This window comes from Nostoc favosum CHAB5714 (genome assembly GCF_020829495.1).
Lineage (GTDB): Bacteria > Cyanobacteriota > Cyanobacteriia > Cyanobacteriales > Nostocaceae > Nostoc > Nostoc favosum.
The window spans coordinates 24,204-44,344 of sequence record NZ_JAIVFQ010000009.1 but is presented as its reverse complement, the minus strand read 5'-3'; the positions used below and the strand labels follow the sequence as shown (position 1 = coordinate 44,344).

Annotated in this window: 21 protein-coding genes and 2 pseudogenes; 16 read left to right on the top strand and 7 right to left on the bottom strand. The window is 41.0% G+C overall.

All coding sequences use genetic code 11. The features are described 5' to 3' along the window. Positions 1–137: 137 nt before the first annotated feature. Positions 138–971, top strand: coding sequence for a 1,4-dihydroxy-2-naphthoyl-CoA synthase (menB, locus tag LC586_RS09075; RefSeq protein WP_109011247.1), 834 nt, complete (start codon positions 138–140; stop codon positions 969–971). A gap of 124 nt (positions 972–1,095) precedes the next feature. On the opposite strand, the gene LC586_RS09070 is transcribed toward menB, so the two are convergent. After that, positions 1,096–1,407 (bottom strand): hypothetical protein, encoded by a 312-nt coding sequence (locus tag LC586_RS09070; RefSeq protein WP_229484238.1) that lies wholly within the window; start codon positions 1,405–1,407, stop codon positions 1,096–1,098. Positions 1,408–1,875: 468 nt separating this feature from the next. Then, positions 1,876–2,415 carry a DciA family protein gene (locus LC586_RS09065; RefSeq protein ID WP_229484237.1) on the bottom strand — a complete coding sequence of 180 codons (540 nt, stop codon included), beginning with the start codon at positions 2,413–2,415 and terminating at the stop codon, positions 1,876–1,878. A gap of 213 nt (positions 2,416–2,628) precedes the next feature. Here LC586_RS09065 and LC586_RS09060 point away from each other — a divergent pair, with 213 nt between their 5' ends. The 9 genes and pseudogenes from LC586_RS09060 (at position 2,629) to LC586_RS09020 (ending at position 9,947) form a co-directional block, all read left to right on the top strand. Then, on the top strand, positions 2,629–3,972 hold the full coding sequence (locus tag LC586_RS09060) for a hypothetical protein (RefSeq protein ID WP_229484236.1): 1,344 nt from the start codon (positions 2,629–2,631) through the stop codon (positions 3,970–3,972). A gap of 72 nt (positions 3,973–4,044) precedes the next feature. Beyond that, positions 4,045–4,224, top strand: a pseudogene (locus tag LC586_RS09055) (IS607 family transposase); the annotation flags it as partial. A 9-nt stretch (positions 4,225–4,233) separates the two neighbouring features. Next, positions 4,234–4,431 carry a helix-turn-helix domain-containing protein gene (locus tag LC586_RS09050; RefSeq protein WP_229484235.1) on the top strand — a complete coding sequence of 66 codons (198 nt, stop codon included), beginning with the start codon at positions 4,234–4,236 and terminating at the stop codon, positions 4,429–4,431. A gap of 190 nt (positions 4,432–4,621) precedes the next feature. Then, positions 4,622–4,876: pseudogene (gene tnpA, locus LC586_RS09045) on the top strand (IS200/IS605 family transposase); the annotation flags it as partial. Between the two features lie 399 nt (positions 4,877–5,275). Beyond that, positions 5,276–6,028, top strand: a complete 753-nt coding sequence (locus tag LC586_RS09040; RefSeq protein WP_229484234.1) for a PspA/IM30 family protein — start codon at positions 5,276–5,278, stop codon at positions 6,026–6,028. 402 nt (positions 6,029–6,430) lie between these two features. Beyond that, a complete protein-coding gene (locus LC586_RS09035) occupies positions 6,431–7,207 on the top strand; it encodes a PspA/IM30 family protein (RefSeq protein WP_229484233.1) in 777 nt (258 codons plus the stop codon). A gap of 174 nt (positions 7,208–7,381) precedes the next feature. Next, entirely contained in the window at positions 7,382–7,717 is a 336-nt protein-coding gene (locus tag LC586_RS09030; RefSeq protein WP_118168824.1) for a thioredoxin family protein, read from the top strand. A gap of 150 nt (positions 7,718–7,867) precedes the next feature. Continuing rightward, complete coding sequence (locus tag LC586_RS09025; protein WP_229484323.1) at positions 7,868–9,124, top strand: LL-diaminopimelate aminotransferase; 1,257 nt, start codon at positions 7,868–7,870, stop codon at positions 9,122–9,124. A 400-nt stretch (positions 9,125–9,524) separates the two neighbouring features. Then, a complete protein-coding gene (locus tag LC586_RS09020; RefSeq protein ID WP_229484232.1) occupies positions 9,525–9,947 on the top strand; it encodes a response regulator in 423 nt (140 codons plus the stop codon). Between the two features lie 21 nt (positions 9,948–9,968). Here the strand turns inward: LC586_RS09020 and LC586_RS09015 are convergent, their stop codons facing one another. Further along, the gene (locus LC586_RS09015) at positions 9,969–10,148 is read right to left on the bottom strand and encodes a hypothetical protein (protein WP_229484231.1); all 180 of its coding nucleotides are present in this window, start codon (positions 10,146–10,148) and stop codon (positions 9,969–9,971) included. An 837-nt stretch (positions 10,149–10,985) separates the two neighbouring features. Here LC586_RS09015 and uvrC point away from each other — a divergent pair. Then, on the top strand, positions 10,986–12,863 hold the full coding sequence (gene uvrC, locus LC586_RS09010) for an excinuclease ABC subunit UvrC (RefSeq protein ID WP_229484230.1): 1,878 nt from the start codon (positions 10,986–10,988) through the stop codon (positions 12,861–12,863). A gap of 67 nt (positions 12,864–12,930) precedes the next feature. On the opposite strand, the gene LC586_RS09005 is transcribed toward uvrC, so the two are convergent. Next, on the bottom strand, positions 12,931–13,329 hold the full coding sequence (locus LC586_RS09005; RefSeq protein WP_229484229.1) for a helix-turn-helix domain-containing protein: 399 nt from the start codon (positions 13,327–13,329) through the stop codon (positions 12,931–12,933). Between the two features lie 958 nt (positions 13,330–14,287). Between LC586_RS09005 and LC586_RS09000 the strand changes: the two genes are divergently transcribed. The 5 genes from LC586_RS09000 to LC586_RS08980 all read left to right on the top strand — a co-directional run bounded on the left by LC586_RS09000 (position 14,288) and on the right by LC586_RS08980 (position 17,576). Beyond that, positions 14,288–14,905, top strand: a complete 618-nt coding sequence (locus LC586_RS09000; protein ID WP_229484228.1) for a hypothetical protein — start codon at positions 14,288–14,290, stop codon at positions 14,903–14,905. A 20-nt stretch (positions 14,906–14,925) separates the two neighbouring features. Then, positions 14,926–15,309, top strand: a complete 384-nt coding sequence (locus LC586_RS08995) for a hypothetical protein (protein ID WP_229484227.1) — start codon at positions 14,926–14,928, stop codon at positions 15,307–15,309. Positions 15,310–15,439: 130 nt separating this feature from the next. Beyond that, complete coding sequence (locus LC586_RS08990; RefSeq protein ID WP_229484226.1) at positions 15,440–15,820, top strand: hypothetical protein; 381 nt, start codon at positions 15,440–15,442, stop codon at positions 15,818–15,820. A 60-nt stretch (positions 15,821–15,880) separates the two neighbouring features. After that, complete coding sequence (locus LC586_RS08985; RefSeq protein WP_229484225.1) at positions 15,881–16,330, top strand: hypothetical protein; 450 nt, start codon at positions 15,881–15,883, stop codon at positions 16,328–16,330. Between the two features lie 1,066 nt (positions 16,331–17,396). Beyond that, on the top strand, positions 17,397–17,576 hold the full coding sequence (locus LC586_RS08980; RefSeq protein WP_012410305.1) for a hypothetical protein: 180 nt from the start codon (positions 17,397–17,399) through the stop codon (positions 17,574–17,576). A 77-nt stretch (positions 17,577–17,653) separates the two neighbouring features. Here the strand turns inward: LC586_RS08980 and LC586_RS08975 are convergent, their stop codons facing one another. The 3 genes from LC586_RS08975 to LC586_RS08965 form a co-directional block, all read right to left on the bottom strand. Continuing rightward, positions 17,654–18,100, bottom strand: coding sequence for a hypothetical protein (locus tag LC586_RS08975; RefSeq protein ID WP_229484224.1), 447 nt, complete (start codon positions 18,098–18,100; stop codon positions 17,654–17,656). Positions 18,101–18,591: 491 nt separating this feature from the next. Next, entirely contained in the window at positions 18,592–19,686 is a 1,095-nt protein-coding gene (gene rlmN / locus LC586_RS08970) for a dual-specificity RNA methyltransferase RlmN (protein WP_229484223.1), read from the bottom strand. A 79-nt stretch (positions 19,687–19,765) separates the two neighbouring features. Continuing rightward, positions 19,766–20,119 (bottom strand): phenylpyruvate tautomerase MIF-related protein, encoded by a 354-nt coding sequence (locus tag LC586_RS08965; protein ID WP_229484222.1) that lies wholly within the window; start codon positions 20,117–20,119, stop codon positions 19,766–19,768. Positions 20,120–20,141: the final 22 nt, after the last annotated feature.

Below are 20,141 nucleotides of genomic sequence, written 5' to 3'. Positions count from 1 at the left end.
ATTCCTCAACACCCAGACAATTACCAGATTGTAAAGGCTTGAGACAACAATTTTAGCGTAGGCGTAGCCCACCGCAGGTATCGCATGTCCCTACGTCCGCGATAAAATTCTCAAGCACAACAGCGCACTCCATACCAATGCAAATTAACTGGCAAACTGCCAAAACCTACGAAGATATTCTGTATCAAAAAACTGATGGCATTGCGAAAATCACCATCAACCGTCCCCATAAACGCAATGCTTTCCGTCCTGAAACAGTCTTTGAACTGTACGACGCTTTCTGTAATGCTCGTGAAGATACTACTATTGGTGTTGTCCTATTTACTGGTTATGGCCCACATACTGATGGTAAATATGCCTTCTGTTCTGGTGGCGATCAAAGTGTGCGGGGACATGCGGGTTATGTGGACGATACTGGCATCCCTCGCTTGAATGTGCTGGACTTACAACGCCTGATTCGTTCGATGCCGAAAGTGGTCATTGCTTTAGTAGCTGGATATGCGATCGGTGGTGGACATGTCCTACACTTAATTTGCGACCTTACCATCGCTGCCGATAACGCTATTTTTGGACAGACTGGCCCGAAAGTCGGCAGTTTCGACGGTGGTTTTGGAGCCAGCTATCTCGCCCGCGTTGTCGGACAAAAAAAAGCTAGAGAAATTTGGTTTCTCTGCCGTCAATATGATGCACAACAAGCGCTAGAAATGGGCTTAATTAATTGTGTCGTCCCAGTCGAACAACTAGAAGCAGAAGGTATTCAATGGGCACAGGAGATTTTAGAAAAAAGTCCGATCGCAATTCGGTGTCTCAAAGCTGCGTTCAACGCTGATTGTGATGGACAAGCTGGTTTACAAGAACTCGCTGGCAATGCCACCCTACTTTATTACATGACAGAAGAGGGGTCTGAGGGCAAACAAGCGTTTCTCGAAAAGCGGCCACCAGATTTCCGCTCTTTTCCTTGGTTACCTTAAAACTGCAAAAATCGTACCCTTTATCGAGGTGCGATTTTTGTAGATGTCAACGTTTACAGCACTAAAAATCTTAAAAAAATCTTATCTTAAGCAAACTACAAAATCAGTTCAGTAATAATGATGACTAAATAACGACTGCTTTAGTCTTTACCTGTTGACATATAGAGGCAGCTATTTCCTCCACAGTGGCAACAGCATTGTCTAAATCTGAGGCTAAGGAATGAGAAGATGTTAAAACTGGGGCTGCATCTGGCAAAATCCAAGCATCTTCCAAGGTTTCCCAAGAAGGTGCAAAAGGTGGAAGCGCCAAAGAGCAAGCCTTCCAAGTTCCTTGAACTGGCGCTCCCAATTGCTGGCACGTTCCGCCACGGCGACCCTCTGGCTGGTAATGACGGCAATATTTACAGGCAGATGCTAAAAATTTAATGGGTTTCATTTGGATTCATCTTTAGTGCCGTTTCTGGCTGAATTTCATCCTTATATTTTGCTTCTATATATAAAGACAGATAAGAGCCAAAAAGCCATTATTTTCTATAGGTTTCAGCGATCCCAACGAAAAAATAAACTTTAGGATATTTTTATATTCTTGTTATATTTTTCAATAATGCTTAGAGTGGTTGCCTATGGATTTTGGCTAAAACTTATTAGGGATCAAGACTAAAAGTAAAGCTTTTGATTTATCTAGCCTTTTAACTTCCTCCTTAAGGATAGCTGAAGGCATAGAATTTCAGATAAATAGTCTGCTTTACATACCACGTTAGTCATACTTTAGCAGTAAAATATATTTTTTCTCAAGAATCAAAACTATATTTATGTGAAGCAGCAAGTTACTTGAGGATAAATTCTGCTCAAAAAATAATCGCTAAACTATTTTGCTTTCAATTTAAGTCAGGACTGACTTCCTTCAAAACTGTTTAGCAGCACAGACAGAACAGACTTCCCAGCGCTGGAGTTCGCCGGGTGGGGTGGGAGATTGACACTGGGGACAAAGGGGTAAGCCGTGCGATCGCGATCGCATGATCTTCGTCCAATGCCCAAAAGCAGCATTTACATCCTTGGCGGGTGTAACATCAGGGCGGTTAATCTCATCACCAAGGTAACTGGGATGCTCATGGGGCGAAACCGTTTGTTGCTGTTTTCTCTCCAGAGATGGATTCTGCCAGCCAGCAGTAGAGAAGCGAATATCAACCAGAGGTGTTGGCAGGTTTTTATTCAACTTTAAAAGCAGAGACGTGCGACCAAAAGTCAGATTTTGCGCCCAAGCAGCACTAGAAGTTGCTACCGACAAAACATCGCGTTGAATCGACAATGGTCGAGTATTTGCGGCAACCACTGACCCAACAACTTCTGGCCAACACTTGAGGAGGCGTTGAAATGGTTGCTCCTGCCATTTAGCTTGCTTTTCTAGAACGCCTAAAATATCATTAATTGATTTCAACGACATCGTTAAAAGTGGGGAGTGGGGAGTGGGGAGTGGGGAGTGGGGGAGATGAGGGAGATGAGGGAGATGGGGGAGAGAGAATAACTAATGCCCAATGCCCAATGCCCCATGCCCAATGCCCAATTTCCAATCTATCTATTTAGATAATTTTCGCTACTATTGTCACAAATATATCTAAAGTTAATTCCAGCAATCTACGTTTGAGGCACAGAGGCCATGACTCAAAACCCCCTGAATGATTCCGGTAGTCAATCGTCTAAAACACCTGGGTTGAAACCAGCACTAGCAGCAGCGCTAGCAAGTTTAGAGGTGCCGCTAGATCAGGAGTTAGCTCGATACCGACGCACGCGAACTGGTTTGGTGGCATCAAAGCAGCCCCGTGTTGCAAGTTACATGAGCAGTCAACCCCAGCCGTTAACTGCCATCCCTAAAACATCGGGCACAACTCAGTCATCAGTAATGGAAATTAAAACTAACGTGCCGCCTGCATCTGTACCCGTGAATCCTCAGGGAACTTCAGCGCCAGCTACGGCAAAAATTGACGTACCACCGACATCTTCTCTAGCTGTGAATCCTCAAAAGAACCCAGCGTCAGCTATGCCAAAAACTGAGGAACTAAATAATCTCAATGTGCCCTCCATCTCTGATTCTGCTAAAACACAAACTCAACTTCCGCCGCCGCCCCCCAACTTTAGTAGCAGCATCGTGTCAGCAATCGTTAAAGATACTAAGAGCGAAAACCTCTTGCAGCCAAATGACACCCCTAAGCACCCAGATGACTATTTGGAATCTAGTGAAGCACTGCTGCGAAGTCTGACAGAAGAACAACCAGAAACCAAGAAACCAAGCAATTCTAGCGATAGTCTGCTATCACCTTTGGGTATTGGCTCGATGTTGCTGCTATTGGTAGCGAGTCTTACCTTAGGTTATGTAGTGTTCAATCCCAAAAGCTTGCCACAGTGGAATTTAGGCAAGTTGTTTAACGGGAACTCGTCTCCTGCACCAGAAAATACTCAGGAAGTCGGAAGTAGTGTCCAACCTCAGATCCAGCCACCAAGCACATCTATACCCAAGTATCCGAATCTAGCTGCCCAAGAGTTTCCTGAGGTGAGAGACCCTAATGATGTAGTTGGCTTAAAACCCAAAGTCCAACCAACCCTCGCAGTAGTGCCTAATCCAGTCGTTCCCCAAAACCCCGCAAATCCTCAAGCGGCATTGCCTGAAGCTAACACAGCCCTAAAACCGACAAATCCGATCGCTTTAGCACCAGTACCGACAGTACAGCCCTTGCCTCCCCTGAATTTGCCTCCCACTTCAACGGCAAAAACCTCACCAAAGCCGGATGCAGAAATCAAACCAGCAACAGATGGGTTCTATCATGTAGTGATAGATAATAAAGATTCGGCTTTTGCCTCAGCACGGCAAGTAATTCCCGATGCTTATTTATCACCCAACAAAGAATTGGTTTATTTGGGTGCTTTTAAGACTAAAGAGCAAGTACAACAACATCTGAAATTGTTACAGGCAAAGGGAATCAAGGCACGGGTTCAGCAGCCATAAGTTGCAAAAATCTACGATACCATGAGTGAGTCCTTAGTTGACAATTAAATAGACAAACCTTTACATTTAAGCGAGTCTTTATCCCCTCAACAAGAATTGGTAGAGGATTTAATGGCTATTATTCATTGCTTCTCTTGTCGTTTATATGGTTTGAGGAATTACTCAAAAGAAATTAAGGATAATCTGAAAAATGTTATTGACAATCCTATACAAACCCTGACAGAATCAGACAAAAAAGAAATACAGTGTTGAGGTCGAGCAATGCTTTTATCCATTAAAACTAAACTCAAGCTAAGTAAAAACCAACAAATAATAATGAGTAAACATGCTGGTATAGCAAGGTTTACATATAACTGGGGTTTAGCTACTTGGCAAGATTTATACAAAAGCGGATTAAAGCCTAATAAATTTATTCTTAAAAAATTCTTCAACAACCACGTTAAGCCAGAACTAACTTAGATTAAAGAAAAGGGAATATCTCAACGTATTACTCAGTATGCTTTCGATCATTTAGGAGATGCTTTTTCTAGGTTTTTCTCTGGTAAAGGCAGCTACCCTAAATTCAAGAAAAAAGGTCAACACGATAGCTTCAGTATAGATGCTGGAGGTGTACCAATTCCCGTAGGTGGTAAGTCAATTAAACTACCTGGAGAAAGACTGGGATATCTTAGCTTTAGAAGTCGCTTTGGATCATGTACATTTATTTGTAGAGCATCAGCCGGATGTTGCTATTAACCAGATAGTAAAAGCCTTTAAGGGACGCTCATCTTATATGTTGCGTAAAGAATTTCCACAATTATTGAAATTGCCTAGTCTATGGACTAATAGTTATTTTTATTCTACGGCTGGGCAGGTTTCAGCAGATGTTATTAAAAGATATATCGAAGATCCGCATCATGGTTGATACTGAATGCGAATAAATTCGCCGTTGGCATTTCCTCCCCTGACTGAAGTCAAAGGGGCTTCCATGCCGTTCGGCGTTCTTCTTGTGAGAAGCTTGCTGAGGGCTAACCGCTCCCATGCTCCCTATGAAGCAAGAAATAAAGTCTATACTTGTATAGGTTTTATATAGCAGAGAACAGTCCTGAGTCATGAGCGCTAAGTCAATGAGTGTTGAGTGCTGAGTGCTGAGTGGTAGAGACAAAATATTGTTTGTTTACAACCCAACAACAAAAATTATATATACTCAAAACTTTAACTAGGCACTCAGCACTCCATAACTACCCTATGACAAAATATTATACTCAGGACTTTAACTAGGCACTCAGCACTCATTACTGGGTTTCGTGAATGGAGAGCCGACATGGCATTAATCAAGCGTATCCTGCGGGTGATTCGAGCTAATCTCAATAGTTTAATCGGTGGCGCAGAAGATCCAGAAAAGATTCTGGAGCAAACTGTCCTAGAGATGCAGGAAAATCTGGTGCGGTTGCGGCAGGGTGTAGCACAAGCGATCGCTACCCAGAAACGTACCGAACGGCAGGCAGGCGCTGCCCAGTCTCAAACAGAAGAATGGTATCGCCGCGCCCAATTGGCCCTGCAACAAGGTAGCGAACCTCTAGCACGGGAAGCTTTGACTAAGCGCCAAGCCTATAAAGAAACCGCTACAGCCCTCTTTTCCCAGATAGAGCAGCAAAACGAGATAGTCGCTAGGCTAAAAAAGGATATGCGATCGCTAGAGTTAAAAATTTCCGAGGCGAAAACAAAAAAAGATATGTATATTGCTCGCGCCCGTTCTGCCGAAGCGTCTTATCGCCTCCAGGAAATGCTTGGCGGAGTTTCTGCCACCAGTAGTCTGAGTGCTTTTGAGCGCATGGAAGAAAAAGTTTCGCAAATAGAAGCTAAATCAGAAGCAATAGCTCAACTCAGTAGCGACGACTTGGAAACACAATTTACTTCCTTGGAATCTAGTAATAATGTAGATACCGAATTGGCAGCGATGAAGGTGCAGGTTTTAAACGGGGCAGAAAACACACAGCACAACAATCTCCTCACCCAGGAGAGCCAGAAGACACAGCCTCTCCAACAGCAGTTACCTAAAACTCAGGACTCTTGAAAAACAGGCAAGGGAGGAGGGAGCAGGGGGCAGTTCTTGCTGGGGGCAGGGGGAAATGACCCCATCAAGAACTGTCGTGGAATGAGGGAGAGAACATGGGTCTGAATCCCCCACTCAAGCAAGCGTGGTTATCGTAAAGAGCGGGAAGCTAACGCAACAGGTGGGGGCGCGAATCCCAATTCTTTTCTATCTCCCCTGCTCCCAGCAAGAACTGCCCCCTGCCCCCTTCCTCTTCATTGAAGTTCGGCTAATTACCCCTCTTTGGAGATATCTTAACAATTAAGAGTTGTTAGAACGTACTGATTCAAACCGGAAAGATTACATTGAAATAGGTAGCTATTAAAAAATAAAAAAGCTAACTGTCCAACAAAAAGCGTAAACCAAACAAGGAAAAACAAAGTTATGGGATTATTTGATCGCATTAAGCGAGTAGTTAGTTCTAACCTCAACGACCTGGTTAACAAAGCCGAAGACCCCGAAAAAATGCTAGAACAAGCCATCCTGGAAATGCAGGAAGACTTGGTTCAGCTGCGTCAGGGAGTAGCCCAGGCGATCGCCTCCCAAAAACGCAGTGAGAAACAGTATAATGATGCCCAAAATGAAATCAATAAGTGGCAACGCAATGCCCAACTGGCGCTGCAAAAAGGTGATGAGAACTTAGCACGACAAGCTCTAGAGCGCAAAAAAACTTATACTGACACCAGCGCCGCTCTCAAAGCTAGTTTAGATACCCAAAGTACTCAAGTTGACACCCTCAAGCGCAACTTAATCCAGCTGGAAAGCAAGATTTCTGAAGCTAAAACCAAGAAAGAAATGCTCAAAGCTCGGATCACCACTGCCAAAGCCCAAGAGCAACTCCAAGGCATGGTGCGTGGGATGAATACCAGCAGTGCAATGTCTGCCTTCGAGCGGATGGAAGAAAAGGTTTTGATGCAAGAATCCCGGGCCCAAGCAGCAGGAGAGTTGGCGGGTGCCGATTTAGAAAGCCAATTTGCCCAGTTGGAAGGTAGTAGCGATGTTGATGATGAATTGGCAGCTTTAAAAGCACAAATGTTACCACCGGCTACTCCACAAAATCAAGCGCAACTGCCACCGCAACAAGAAACCACTGCTCCTAAGTCTAATGAAGTGGTTGATGCCGAGTTGGATTCTCTACGCAAGCAATTGGATCAATTGTAAAATTGGTAGAAAACTTATTTGAGCAAGTCCCACACCTGTTGGCTGTGGGATTTTACGTCATTAGTCAATAGTTAACAGTCAAAAGAACTATGAATTATTGACTATAAACTATTGACTACTTTGGGATAAAGTATTGTGTGTGCCAACTTTGATCGCCACCTGATGGAGACTGCAATGAGTAAGGCTGTAATCACCATAACTGATGCTGAGTTTGAAACAGAAGTGTTAAAAGCTGAACAGCCTGTATTAGTTTACTTTTGGGCTTCCTGGTGTGGGCCTTGTCAATTGATGTCGCCCCTGATTAACTCAGCTGCTACGAAATATAGCGATCGCCTCAAAGTCGTTAAAATGGAAATTGACCCTAACCCACTCACTGTTAAGCAGTACCAAGTGGAAGGTGTACCAGCCCTCAGACTATTTCAAGGCCAGGAAGTTTTGATATCCACTGAGGGAGTTATCGGCAAAGATAAATTACTCGAACTCTTAGATACGCACTTAAATAGTAATTAGTCATTGGTCATTAGTCATTGGTCAGTTGTACTGAGCGTTGCCGTAAAGCCTGCGGCATAGCTACGCTTAGGGCGCAGCCTAAGAAGAGAAGTATTGGTCATTGGACAAAGGACAAATGACAAAGGACAAATGACAAATGACAAAGGACAAATGACTAACATGGAATTTGCAAAGCGTTTACAACCCCTGCAATCTAATGTATTTGCTGATATGGACAGAGCCAAGGCGATCGCTTTGGCAGCTGGACGAGAGGTAATTGATTTGTCGTTGGGGTCTTCTGATTTACCAGCCGAGGCACATGTGATCGAGGCGATCGCCCAGTCTCTCTATGATCGCAGTACCCACGGCTATCTGTTGTTTAACGGAACTCTTGGGTTTCGTGAAGCCGCAGCCAACTGGTACGAACAAAAATTTGGTATCAAAGTCGATCCCCAAACTGAGGTACTACCTCTAATTGGTTCTCAAGAAGGCACAGCCCATTTACCCCTAGCAATACTAAATCCAGGAGATTTTGCCCTATTGCTCGATCCAGGTTATCCCTCCCATGCGGGGGGAGTTTACCTAGCCAGTGGTCAAATTTACCCAATGCCACTACAGGCAGAAAACGATTTTTTACCAGTGTTTGCTGATATTCCTGCCCCAGTCTTGGCTCAGTCGCGGATGATGGTACTAAGTTATCCTCACAATCCCACTGCTGCGATCGCTCCTTTATCTTTCTTCCAAGAAGCTGTCTCCTTCTGTCAGCAACACAATCTTGTGCTGGTTCATGATTTCCCCTACGTAGATTTGGTATTTCAGGAAACTGGGGAGTCGGCAGATTCTTCTCCCAATCCAAAATCCAAAATCGTTCGACTGAGCGAAGCCGAAGTCCAAAATCCAAAATCCCTAGTCCCTTCAATTCTGCAAGCTGATCCAGAGAAAAGCGTCTCTATTGAATTTTTCACCCTTTCCAAGTCCTATAATATGGGCGGCTTCCGCATTGGCTACGCCATCGGTAATGCCCAGTTAATTAACGCCTTACGCCAGGTAAAAGCCGCCGTTGATTTTAATCAGTATCGGGGGATTTTGAATGGTGCGATCGCTGCCCTAACTGGCCCTCAAGTTGGGGTAAAATCTGCTGTTGCAACCTTCCAGCAGCGCCGTGATGCTTTCATCACTGCTTTACATCGCATTGGCTGGCATGTTCCTACTCCCCAGGCCACAATGTACATCTGGGCAAAATTGCCCTCACATTGGAGTCAAAACTCCATCGAATTTTGTACCCAGCTAGTCAAACAAACTGGTGTAGCAGCTTCCCCAGGTGCTGGCTTTGGCAAATCTGGAGAAGGATATGTCCGCTTTGCCTTAGTGCATGAGCCATTTTTGTTAGAAACTGCTGTGGGAAGAATTGCCCAGTTCCTTCATTGAATTTCTTTTCAAGCTAAACACCAGCTATTCAATTTTTAAAAGTAGCTGTTTATTTAAACTATAATTAAAAAAAACTTGTAATAAAAGCTTAATTGTTGATTTAATTCAACAATTTTTAAAATATTAGAGTGTAGCTAATTTTAATTTATTCATATCTTTGGCTAGATTACATAAGTCAAATTTCTATTGGTTTTACAGTTTAAATACACTAGCGTTCTAGTTTGCGGTAATAATAGTTGGCTTTTACTTAATATAATCAGATAATATAGGACTAATATTTGATTTATGAAAAAGCTCGGTACACCTCGAAAAGCCTAATTCCTTATTCCCTACTCCCTACTCCCCACTCCCCGCCCACGTAGATAATTTCAAAAATCAAATACGATTCCTATAGGTAGCAATGACAGCACAATTATTCAATATAGATCAGCCTTTGCGGTCACAGAAAATTAGACGAATTTTGCTAGTTGAAGACCATTATCTCAATAGGTTGTTACTGAGTGACTATCTAATTTACTGTGGGTACGATGTCGAAAGCTTATCAGAAGGCTCTACTTTTTTCTCGACTATAGAAAAATTTCAGCCAGATTTAATGTTATTAGACTTGAAATTGCCGGATATTGACGGTTATTCGCTCTTAAAACAAGTCCAGCAAAAACCTAATTTGTCAAAAATACCTATTATTGTGGTTTCAGCTTTTGCTTTTAAAGCCGATCAAGAACTAGCTCTGAGTTTGGGCGCACGCCGCTATTTTGTCAAACCTATAAAACTCAAGGATCTTATACTTACGATTGAAGAAGAGTTGACTTGCTGCCACAAATAAACTTTTCTACTGGACGTGCCTTTATTCAGCTTTTTGGTCAGCGATGAACTCTTCAACTTGCTCACTAATATGTTGTACAGAACTGCCAATTTTTGAAATTTTATGTTGTACTTGCGCTAACAACAAAACTGCTGTTTGCAGATCATTGAGCGTTTCAGCCATCGCTTCCCGGTATTGGCCTTCAAACTCTTGCAGATTCATAGTTCAACTTTTTCCTAAAATTATTGTAATGGCTATATTTCTAATGATATTCGTAAATTTAACTTCCTAAATCCGTTAAATCGCCTAATATTCTCAGTTCAAATAAAACCTAAAAATCTTGTTTAATAATAAATTTTGTCTAATATTTATATAAGCAATACTAAAAAATTTAATTGTTTTTAATAATAAAAATATAAATTTAGGTAGATGAAGAAAACAAAATAATTTCTATATAAAAATGAATTTTGGAATAAGAAATAATTGTTGATTTTAAAATGCTAATTATAGATTCAAAAAGCCAAGTTTTTATTCTGACAACTTCAAAAAAACACGAAATGGATTGGGCTTTGCCCCGCTACGCTAACGTACCACTGCGCTAATGCGTGTCTACAGGGTTTTGATGACAAACCAACTAATCAAATTTAACGACATGAACCACTATCAGTAGTGTTGTCTACCTTTAACAAGGGGATTTTGCCCCAAGTCTTGTTAATTGAGATGGTGCGCCCGCTATCGTCGGAAACTAAGCCACCCTGCAAGAAGCCGCAGAAGCGCCTACATACTTCTCTGACTTTTCACGTTATGTGGAAAAGTCCACCAAAAACCTAACCCCCTAACCCCCAACCCGTGGCGGGAAGGGGGAAAATTCAAAGTCTCTCTCCTTTTAGGAGAGAGAAATAGAAGTGAGGTTTTCCAGATGACCTGAATTGTCAGACATACTTCTCTATGTACAGACTAAAAGCCTAGCTACTTTACATTTACTTGATAAATACTTTCTTAAATCGGCACGAAAAAATAATTTTTCTTAAAATAGAGGAAGATTACCTAATTTTGGTTGTGACAATATCTAATCAAATATTACCACTGGTTAAAGAGCCAGAACGACTGGAAAATCGTCTAGCCGAAATTCCACCGGAACCGGGGGTTTATTTCATGCGGGACAGTAGCGATCGCATTATATATATAGGTAAATCACGTAAGTTGCGATCGCGTGTCCGTTCCTATTTCCGGGATGGCTACAACAAGAGTGAACGCATCGCCACGATGGTCAAGTTGGTGACAGAAATTGAATTCATCGTCACTGATACCGAAGCTGAAGCCCTAGCCCTAGAAGCGAATTTGATCAAGCAGCACCAGCCATACTTTAACGTGCTGCTCAAAGATGATAAAAAATATCCTTATCTCTGCATCACTTGGTCAGAAGATTATCCGCGAATTTTTATTACCCGTAAACGCCAATTCGGCAAAGAAAAGGATAAATTTTACGGGCCTTATACTGATGCTGGTCTTTTACGAGAAATTGTCCGCCTGTGTAAGCGGATCTTTCCACAGCGACAACGGCCTCAACCACTTTTCAAAGACCGTCCTTGCTTAAATTATGATTTAGGGCGTTGTCCGGGTGTGTGCCAACAGATGATTTCACCAGAAGAATATCGCAAAATTGTGCAAAAAATAGCGATGGTCTTCCAAGGGCGAACTCAGGAATTGATTGATATTTTGACTCAACAGATGAACGCAGCAGCTGAAAACTTGAATTTTGAGTCAGCAGCGCGGATTCGTGACCAAATTTCTGGGTTAAAGTCGCTGACAGCCAATCAAAAAGTTTCCTTACCAGATGATACAGTTTCGCGGGATGCGATCGCACTGGCAGCCAACGAAGAATACGCCTGCATTCAACTATTTCAGATTCGCGCTGGACAATTGGTAGGACGCTTGGCCTTTGTGGCGGATACTCATGCAGAACCGGGAGCTATTTTACAACGAGCTTTAGAGGAACATTATCAAACTGCTGACTCAGTGGAAATACCCTTAGAAATTTTGGTACAGCATGATTTACCAGATAGCGAGATATTGGCGGATGTCTTAACTCAACGTAAAGGTAAAAAAGTCACAATCTTGACTCCTTTGCGGCAAACTAAGGCAGAATTAATTGAAATGGTAGAGCGAAATGCCCAGTATGAATTGCAAAGAATGCAAAAATTAGGCGATCGCAACGACCAAGCAATGCAAGATTTAGCAGCCATTCTCGATTTACCAGATGTACCCCACCGCATCGAAGGTTATGACATTTCCCATATTCAAGGGTCAAATGCAGTAGCTTCGCAAGTTGTGTTTATCGACGGATTACCCGCCAAACAGCATTATCGCCACTACAAAATTAAAAATCCCACGGTGACGGCGGGACATTCAGATGATTTTGCTAGTCTTGCTGAAGTTATTGGGCGCCGGTTTCGTAAGTATGGCGACGATCCACAGTTAGCACGTTTGGGTAATCCAGATTGGCCTGATTTAATCATGATCGATGGTGGTAAAGGTCAATTATCATCAGTTGTCGCCGTTTTGCAAGAGATGAATTTATTAGAAGACTTGCGAGTTGTGAGTCTGGCGAAGCAGCGAGAAGAGATTTTTTTACCGGGAGAATCTAAACCCTTAACAACTGATTCAGAACAATCAGGGGTGCAGTTGTTGCGGCGGTTGCGGGATGAAGCGCACCGATTTGCAGTGACTTTCCATCGTCAGCAACGCAGTGATAAATTGAAGCGATCGCGTTTAGATGAAATTCCTGGCTTAGGACATCATCGACAAAAGCAGCTACTAGGGCATTTTCGCTCAGTTGATTATATTCGGCAAGCTGCACCCACACAACTTGCTGAGGTTGCAGGAATCGGCCCGCGTTTGGCTCAAGAAATTTACGATTATTTTCATCCTTCTTGATATCGGTGAAAAGCATCTGACATAAGTAGTTGAAATTTTCAATGAGTGGAGTTTTAATTCCACAGTATTACTCGGCATCTATGCTGTAGTATTGATTCTCAAAGGTTGTCGAATTCTTCTGTGCTTCCTTAAAAAGCCAAAACATCAGGTAGATGCCAAAATATTGCTGTTTTTCTTTTTCGTCATAAGTCACAAATTTTTCAGCCTGTTGATATCGCTCTAACGCTTGCCGAAAGTTCTTTTTTGTAACTTTCTCTCCTAATGCTTGAGATAGCAATTGCCATAACGTAGACCCTACATCCTTCTTTATATAATCGAGGCAGTAGCCGCGATCGTTGGCAAATTGTTCGTATGTCTGATTTTCAGAAGATGCTTTTAACAAATCACTTTGTAAATCAGTCAAGTGTCTGCCAGATGATTTCGATACCACTTTATCCGCAATAGTTAATAACTCTTGGATGTTCATAGGTCAAACTAATCTGATGAATTTTATGTAAATGCTTAATTATCGGAAATTAAAGGGTTTAAGACCCCTTCTCCCAAAGGGAGCCACTGCATTGCGGGGGTTTTTACGGCAGTTCCTTCTCCTGTCGGAGACGCTGTGCAAACAAGTCGGACATTTCCACTCGTAGCAAGTGGCGTGAGAGGCTACGACAAGCAAGGCGCACAGTAATTTTGAATTGTTAATAGTTCATATAGCAATCTGATTTGATCTATCAACTTACTCGTGAAGATAGGGAACACGAAAGAAGAGAGGTAAAGGAGTAGGACGTTTTTTCAAAAGCCAAATAGGAGTCATATAAAATTTATGAACTTGAAATGATTGAAATATTGTTTATCTAAGTATTTGTAATGATACAAGGTATGAACTAATTTATGATGAAGTTTATTTGATCTTTAAAAAATGCGCTTCTATTGACTAACTTTTCAAAAAATTTATTTAAGCTTTATTTTATCTTTAAGTTTTTATTATCATTGCTTTAAAAATTTGGTTTTTTTTATTCTCTTTTAGAGCTAATCCTATATTCGCTCTATGAATATTAATATTTGCCATTTTCCCACTTAATCCCACAAAACCCCCCTCGCGTTTTTTTGCGATCGTTGAGAATATTAGTTCGTGATGAATAACGAACAGCAAAAGTTCAGAAACCTCGACACTTTAAAGAGTAAATCAAGTGGCGGATACTACAGATAGCCATGATACTCATTATTGTTTTAATGAGGTAAAGCACCCAATTAGTAAACCAAGTAGACCAGCGTAAAAATTTGTCGTTGGGATAAGGCAGGAAGCAAGAGGTAGGAGGTAAGAAGAAAGACAATTTTTATTAAATTTATCTTTCTTAACAGAGTTTGATTTTATTCTGCCAAGTTACTTAATCTATGACTCTTAACGCCCTTCCTTTGCAATATCTAAAAAACTTCAAATGTTTAAAAAAACTCTACGACTATTTACTAACCATTCCTTATTATATCTACTCGGAGTAGTTAGCATAAATCTCGAAGCCCAAGCACAATCTGTCACTAACTCTGTTAATTCTCAATCTCAGCCTAATCAAGAGCAGACTCTTGATAATCAACAACGGAACTCTGCTGCAATTAATCAAACAGGAGTTTACAACCTTGGTGAATCGGCTACTTATAAGATTCAAGGAGTAGCTGGAATAAATGTTGTGTGTCCGCGGCCATCTTTAATATTAGGGACTTCTTTGAGTTCTTATGACGGGATTAGTTTCTCTAACAACGCCTCTTATGCTATGAATGCTGCTATAGTTTTCCCTCTGGGTGGAAGCCTAGAAGGTACTTGCAAGCAAATGGCTGAAACTATTTCTCGTAAGACTCAATATGATGTAGAGATTATCAATGCTCGTGCCTGTGCTGAATTAATCAGTGCTGGTATCCAACTAAGCCCCGACAGCTTTCCTACTATTTCTGCTGTCTGTAAAGGGGTTGCTATAAACAGAACTAATACAAATGAACCTAACAAACTTCCCAGGTTCCAGTCTCAAGAATTACCTAAAAATAAGGCTGAAAAAGACAACTAATTCACAACGAGGATAAACTCATGAAAAAAGTTCTTGGTTTTGCTATTATTGCTACGTTTTTAGCTACCCCCGCTTTTGCTGGTGAAACATTTGTGCGTAATGAAGATTCATGGAGCGACAGTGTAACAAAGACCGATTTAACACTTGATTCTAAGACTTTTTCCCAACGTAACGAAAAATATAGTTCTTGGGCTGAAAAGGATTACGTCGATGGTACTCTTGATATCGGCAAAGTACGTGATGGTGGTGCAGAAATTTCCTTTGATGAATTTACCGTTCATGCAGCAGGTTCTGAACTATATGGTAAATATAGTGAAATTAATTGGACTAAGCTTGGTGGTACTATCCATACTACGACTAACGCATATACTGATGCTCACGAAACCAGCGCAGGTGTTCGTTAATTATTAATAGTGCTTGATGCAATTTGAAATAGATTCTAGGGTGCTTAATGCACCCTAGCACTTCTTTTAGTTACTTTGGCAAGATTAGTTTCTCTGACAAAGGCAACTAATTTATCATGAGGACAAAGTAATGAAGAAAGTTCTCGGTTTAGCTATTCTTGGTACTTTGTTTGCTAACCCTGCTAAAGCAGGTGAGACTTTTGTTTTGAACCAGTGGACAATTCAGCAAAGCAGAACAGAGACTAATTTCAACATCGATAATGTAACCAATTCAACTCGCACCCAAAATTACAACTCTTCGTCTAATAATATTTACATTGATGGTAGGGTTGAAGCTGAATACAACAATGGTAAAGTCGGAGAAGTTTTTAAAAGATTTAGTGTTAGGAATTCTGGTGCTGAACTAAATGGTAGTTTTCATGAAGAAACAACAGCTAGAGTATGGGGTACGATCAATACTATTATGAATTCATATACCAGTACCCACGAAAGTAGTGCAGGGATTCGTTAGTTATTACCCTACTTGATATTTTTGGAGAAAATTGTAGGGTGGAATAACCACCCTTTTTTTATGAAATATTCAATATTATTAGCTGTTGTTTTATTGGCATGGATTGCGTTTATATATTCCCATAGAGTTTTTTTTATTACTCAGATGCCAACCTTCTTTATGAACTCTATGTTCAAAGTCTTTAATCAAAATACTAATGAGACTATACAGATTAAACAGATAAATTTGTCATCTGAAATCAGAGAAAATTTATATAACTCTATATCTACAGGCATGTCTTATGATGAAGTTCGTTCCATTCTTGGCTGGGATGGTATTTTGATTTATGAAAACAATATCGATTCTGCTGATGGACAAATACATGAAAAGATTTACCAGTGGAACAATCAAGATGTTTATTTGACTGATTACGAATCTCAAAGAGAAGATATCAATCCATACTGGAGTGTCACACTTAGATTTCAAAACGATATCCTCATCAATAAAGCATCTTTTAACCTACAACCTTAGAGGAGCGATCACAAATCCCAACTGTATAAACACTTAGCGATCGCTGATTAATAATACTTAACAATAGTTCAGCATACTTATAAAGACTACATTGCTAACCCGTTGCTAAAAATCTTCTTGCATAGTCAAAACCTGATCAACAATTTCATCCTTTGCTAGAACACCAATTCAGTAATCCTGGAAGAACCTCTCCCCCAACCTTACAAGGGTTGGGGATTAGGTTTTGATTACTGAATCGATAGCGCAGAAATCACACGCCAAGAGAATTGTGAGCGAATCTTGAAGTTCTGCTGCGTACAAAAAAAGCCGTTGCTTTAGAAGTTGACTATAGAACTTACGTACGGGTAACGGAAAATCGTAGACGCAAAGCGGTGAAGCAGCGCGGTCTTCTCACATTGGGAGAGGCTAGCGCCAAGGGGGTTTCCCCCATGAGCGACTGCACCAAGCCAGAGGGCTTGCCGCAGGCTACCACTCCAGACACAGAGAACACGGAGGAATAAGAGTTTACAGCTATTTTCAGGTAAATAGACCATGCAGTAGGGGCACAGCATTGCTGTGCCCTTACGACAGATGTAGTTCAAATATATGAAAACTGCTGTAAGAGGTATTTTGCGTAAGTCCTGGACTAGTTTTAATGAAATTAGCTCACCACAATTTAATCTCACAAATCTTGCCAGCAAATATTAACTAAATCTTAAGATAGATATTTTGTGACTAAATATACAGTATTTTTCGGTGTTTAATTTTTGAATACAAGAATGGCTTTTTTTGTATTTGTCTGAAATGACTATAAATAAGGCTCTCTCAAGGTATTCTTCATAGGGATCAGTAAATCTCTAAGCAGCATTTAATTAAAAAACAATTTATGTATCTAAAGTAGGAGGGTAAAATAACCTAAATTTTAGGATAATATATAAAGATATCGAAAACTTTTCAAATCTGAAATTTTGTTTAAAATAATCAGCCAATATTAAGAGCGTTTGTTAAGTTAGGTCAAACCAAAATTTTTGCTAGTTTCACTGGCAGTTTTCTCAAATAAAAAATATTTACAACCAGGGGTTTTAAAATGCAGACAGTACAAAAAATTTACTGCCCAAATTGTGGCTGCCAAGCAGAACGCTATTACATTTCTGATAGTCAATTGACTCGAACACAATGCTCTAGTTGTGACTATTTGATGATTAGTTGCACTCGCACTGGCAAAGTGATTGAGGCTTACGCCCCAGGTATTTATGCACAGCGCTAGTAATTAAAAATTAAAAATTAGAGAATGTTTTCTCTAATTTCTAATAATAAAGTTACTTATTAAGAATTTTGAACATTTCACAGGTTGTCCTTCTGTTGTCTAAGTTGTTGCTGTCGTACCTGTTCTTGTAACCTAAATTCTTGCTGTTGTTTAATTTGTTGATCTTGTCTGAGTTGTTGCTGTTTTACTCTTTGTTGTTGCTGTCGTGTAAAGTCTTGCCATTGTCGTGTAAATTCTTGCTGTTGTAATCTCAGTTCTTGCTGGCGTATCAGTTCTTGCCGTTGTTGTGTAAATTGTTGCTGTTGTAGTCTCAATTGTTGTTGTAGTTGTGGTTGCTGAAACTGTTGCCGAAGCAATGTTTCTTTAAATTGCTCTTGTTGTCGTCTCATTCTTTCTTGAGAAGACTCAGGTAGCTGAGGATTCGTCTGAATTATTTGTGCATAGGCAGGAGAATTAATCGATAAAGCTTTTGCAAGCACAATCAATAGTAGCCATGCTTTAACCATTAATAAGCGATTCAACATGCAGTTATTTCCTCAATTGTTATAGATTGGATTGAGCGATCGCTAAACCATTAAAATGTAAACATTATTTACAATTGCCCTATACATAAATGCAGGAGCTTGAAATAGCTAACGAAAGCTAATGCTTTATTCACCATTAAGGCTTGCGCTATGTCTCCAGTGGACTACACTAACATACTTGTATTATTTAGCCCATATCGTTCTCTAAGTAACAGTGCATTGAGAATAGCTTTCTAAATCAAGGTTATATCGAGTGCATTATCTTGATTTTGCATAAAAATATCGTTTTTTAGATATTCATCTTAATTAAATTATACATTCACATTTGTTAGATAGGTTGCCGGATTTCCGTAATCCATGTATCTCCGGCGAGTAGGTTAAAGAAGGGATTTCAGGCGGTTTTACACCATAGATAAACAGAGATAATTCTCAGGATACATCTGGGTTTATCTGCGGTTACATGTTTATTTCTAAAATTGCCTGCAAGAGGTTTAATTCTTACTTGCTCTGAGTTGTCCGCAAGCAGCATCAGCTTCTAAACCACGGGAATAACGCACACTAACAGCAGTATTTTGCTGCTTAAGGACGTTGACAAATGCTTGAATGCGATCGCGGTTGGGGCGTTTGTAGTCTACTTCTTGAATGGGATTATAAGGAATCAAATTCACATGACTTTGAAATCCTCGCAAGCATTTTGACAGTTCCAATGCATGTTCTGGTAAATCGTTGACACCAGCAAGGAGAACATATTCAAAGGTAACGCGGCGTCCAGTGATTTCCACATATTCTCGACATTCAGTCAGCAAATCTTCTAGAGGATAGGCGCGGGCGCTGGGGATGAGTTTTTCCCGCAGTGCTTGGTTGGGTGCGTGGAGACTAACAGCGAGGGTGATTTGCAAATTATTTTGCGCGAACTGACGGATGCGATCGCGAATCCCAACTGTAGAAACTGTAAGCGATCGCTGCCCAATACCGACATCTTGATTCAGGGATTTCAGCGCTGCTAGGACATTCTCAGTATTCAACAACGGTTCACCCAGTCCCATAAACACGACATTGCTAACCCGTTGCTGAAAATCTTCTTGCACAGTTAACACCTGATCGACAATTTCATGCCGTGCTAGGTTGCGCTTGTAGCCTCCTTTACCAGTAGCGCAGAAATCACACGCCATTGGGCAACCCACTTGAGTAGAAACGCAAACTGTCAAACGGGATTTTGGCCCATCTCCCCCTTCTGCAAAGGTGGGAATGCCAACAGTTTCAATAATTTGATCGTCTGCTAATCGTAAAAGATATTTGACTGTGCCATCGGGAGCCATAGAGCGGTAATGTAAAGTTGAGCGCCCAATGGGGATTTCTGCTACTTCTTTCCGCCATTGCTTGGAGAAGACAGAAATATCAGCTAGCGATCGCACTCCCTTGTCATAAATCCATTCATGCAGCTGCTTTCCTCTGTAAGCAGGTTGTCCCTGCTGCTGCACCCAAGTACTTAACTCCGCAACAGAAGCACCGAGAAGGGGAGGAATTAATTCTGATTTTACTGGGTTGTGTAACTCAACTTGAGATACAAAAGGCGTAGCAGACATAAAAAATCAAGAGTTGATGTTAGGATCTCTATCCTACACCTGCCAGATTAACTTAGTCTTGACCAAAGAAGACGGTAAATTACCCAAAGGTTGTGCCGTTCCAGCCCCACATCGCACCCTTAGCGTCTGCAAACTCTATATAAATTCGATTTTTCGGCACACCTAGAGTTTGGTTAATCTGCTGGCAAAAGTCCTGACTCATTGCTGCGGTTTGGTCTGGCTTCATTGTACCAACGCTCTTAATTTCAATGTAGCAAACTGGGTCTGTATTCCCTGCAAAGGTCATAGGAATTTCTGGCTCAAAAGCAGTCATTACATAGGATTCTGGTTTTCCCAAATGTTTTGCTAACTTGGCTGATAGGTTTAAAAGCATTGATTCAATTTCAGCTTTTTGAGGAGCAGATGCAGAAGTTTGCACTTTAATTAAAGGCATAGTACCGAAATTAGAATTTTAG

Bases quoted from the DNA above. Each gene is read 5' to 3' on its own strand.
- LC586_RS09040 (WP_229484234.1), top strand. From the start codon at position 5,276: ATGGCATTAATCAAGCGTATCCTGCGGGTGATTCGAGCTAATCTCAAT.
- rlmN (WP_229484223.1), bottom strand. From the start codon at position 19,686: ATGTCTGCTACGCCTTTTGTATCTCAAGTTGAGTTACACAACCCAGTA.
- LC586_RS09050 (WP_229484235.1), top strand. From the start codon at position 4,234: ATGCTTTTATCCATTAAAACTAAACTCAAGCTAAGTAAAAACCAACAA.
- LC586_RS09015 (WP_229484231.1), bottom strand. From the start codon at position 10,148: ATGAATCTGCAAGAGTTTGAAGGCCAATACCGGGAAGCGATGGCTGAA.
- menB (WP_109011247.1), top strand. From the start codon at position 138: ATGCAAATTAACTGGCAAACTGCCAAAACCTACGAAGATATTCTGTAT.
- LC586_RS09000 (WP_229484228.1), top strand. From the start codon at position 14,288: ATGTTTAAAAAAACTCTACGACTATTTACTAACCATTCCTTATTATAT.
- LC586_RS08990 (WP_229484226.1), top strand. From the start codon at position 15,440: ATGAAGAAAGTTCTCGGTTTAGCTATTCTTGGTACTTTGTTTGCTAAC.
- LC586_RS09030 (WP_118168824.1), top strand. From the start codon at position 7,382: ATGAGTAAGGCTGTAATCACCATAACTGATGCTGAGTTTGAAACAGAA.
- LC586_RS09025 (WP_229484323.1), top strand. From the start codon at position 7,868: ATGACTAACATGGAATTTGCAAAGCGTTTACAACCCCTGCAATCTAAT.
- LC586_RS09065 (WP_229484237.1), bottom strand. From the start codon at position 2,415: ATGTCGTTGAAATCAATTAATGATATTTTAGGCGTTCTAGAAAAGCAA.
- LC586_RS08995 (WP_229484227.1), top strand. From the start codon at position 14,926: ATGAAAAAAGTTCTTGGTTTTGCTATTATTGCTACGTTTTTAGCTACC.
- LC586_RS08965 (WP_229484222.1), bottom strand. From the start codon at position 20,119: ATGCCTTTAATTAAAGTGCAAACTTCTGCATCTGCTCCTCAAAAAGCT.
- LC586_RS09020 (WP_229484232.1), top strand. From the start codon at position 9,525: ATGACAGCACAATTATTCAATATAGATCAGCCTTTGCGGTCACAGAAA.
- LC586_RS09035 (WP_229484233.1), top strand. From the start codon at position 6,431: ATGGGATTATTTGATCGCATTAAGCGAGTAGTTAGTTCTAACCTCAAC.
- LC586_RS09005 (WP_229484229.1), bottom strand. From the start codon at position 13,329: ATGAACATCCAAGAGTTATTAACTATTGCGGATAAAGTGGTATCGAAA.
- LC586_RS09060 (WP_229484236.1), top strand. From the start codon at position 2,629: ATGACTCAAAACCCCCTGAATGATTCCGGTAGTCAATCGTCTAAAACA.
- LC586_RS08980 (WP_012410305.1), top strand. From the start codon at position 17,397: ATGCAGACAGTACAAAAAATTTACTGCCCAAATTGTGGCTGCCAAGCA.
- LC586_RS08975 (WP_229484224.1), bottom strand. From the start codon at position 18,100: ATGTTGAATCGCTTATTAATGGTTAAAGCATGGCTACTATTGATTGTG.
- LC586_RS08985 (WP_229484225.1), top strand. From the start codon at position 15,881: ATGAAATATTCAATATTATTAGCTGTTGTTTTATTGGCATGGATTGCG.
- LC586_RS09070 (WP_229484238.1), bottom strand. From the start codon at position 1,407: ATGAAACCCATTAAATTTTTAGCATCTGCCTGTAAATATTGCCGTCAT.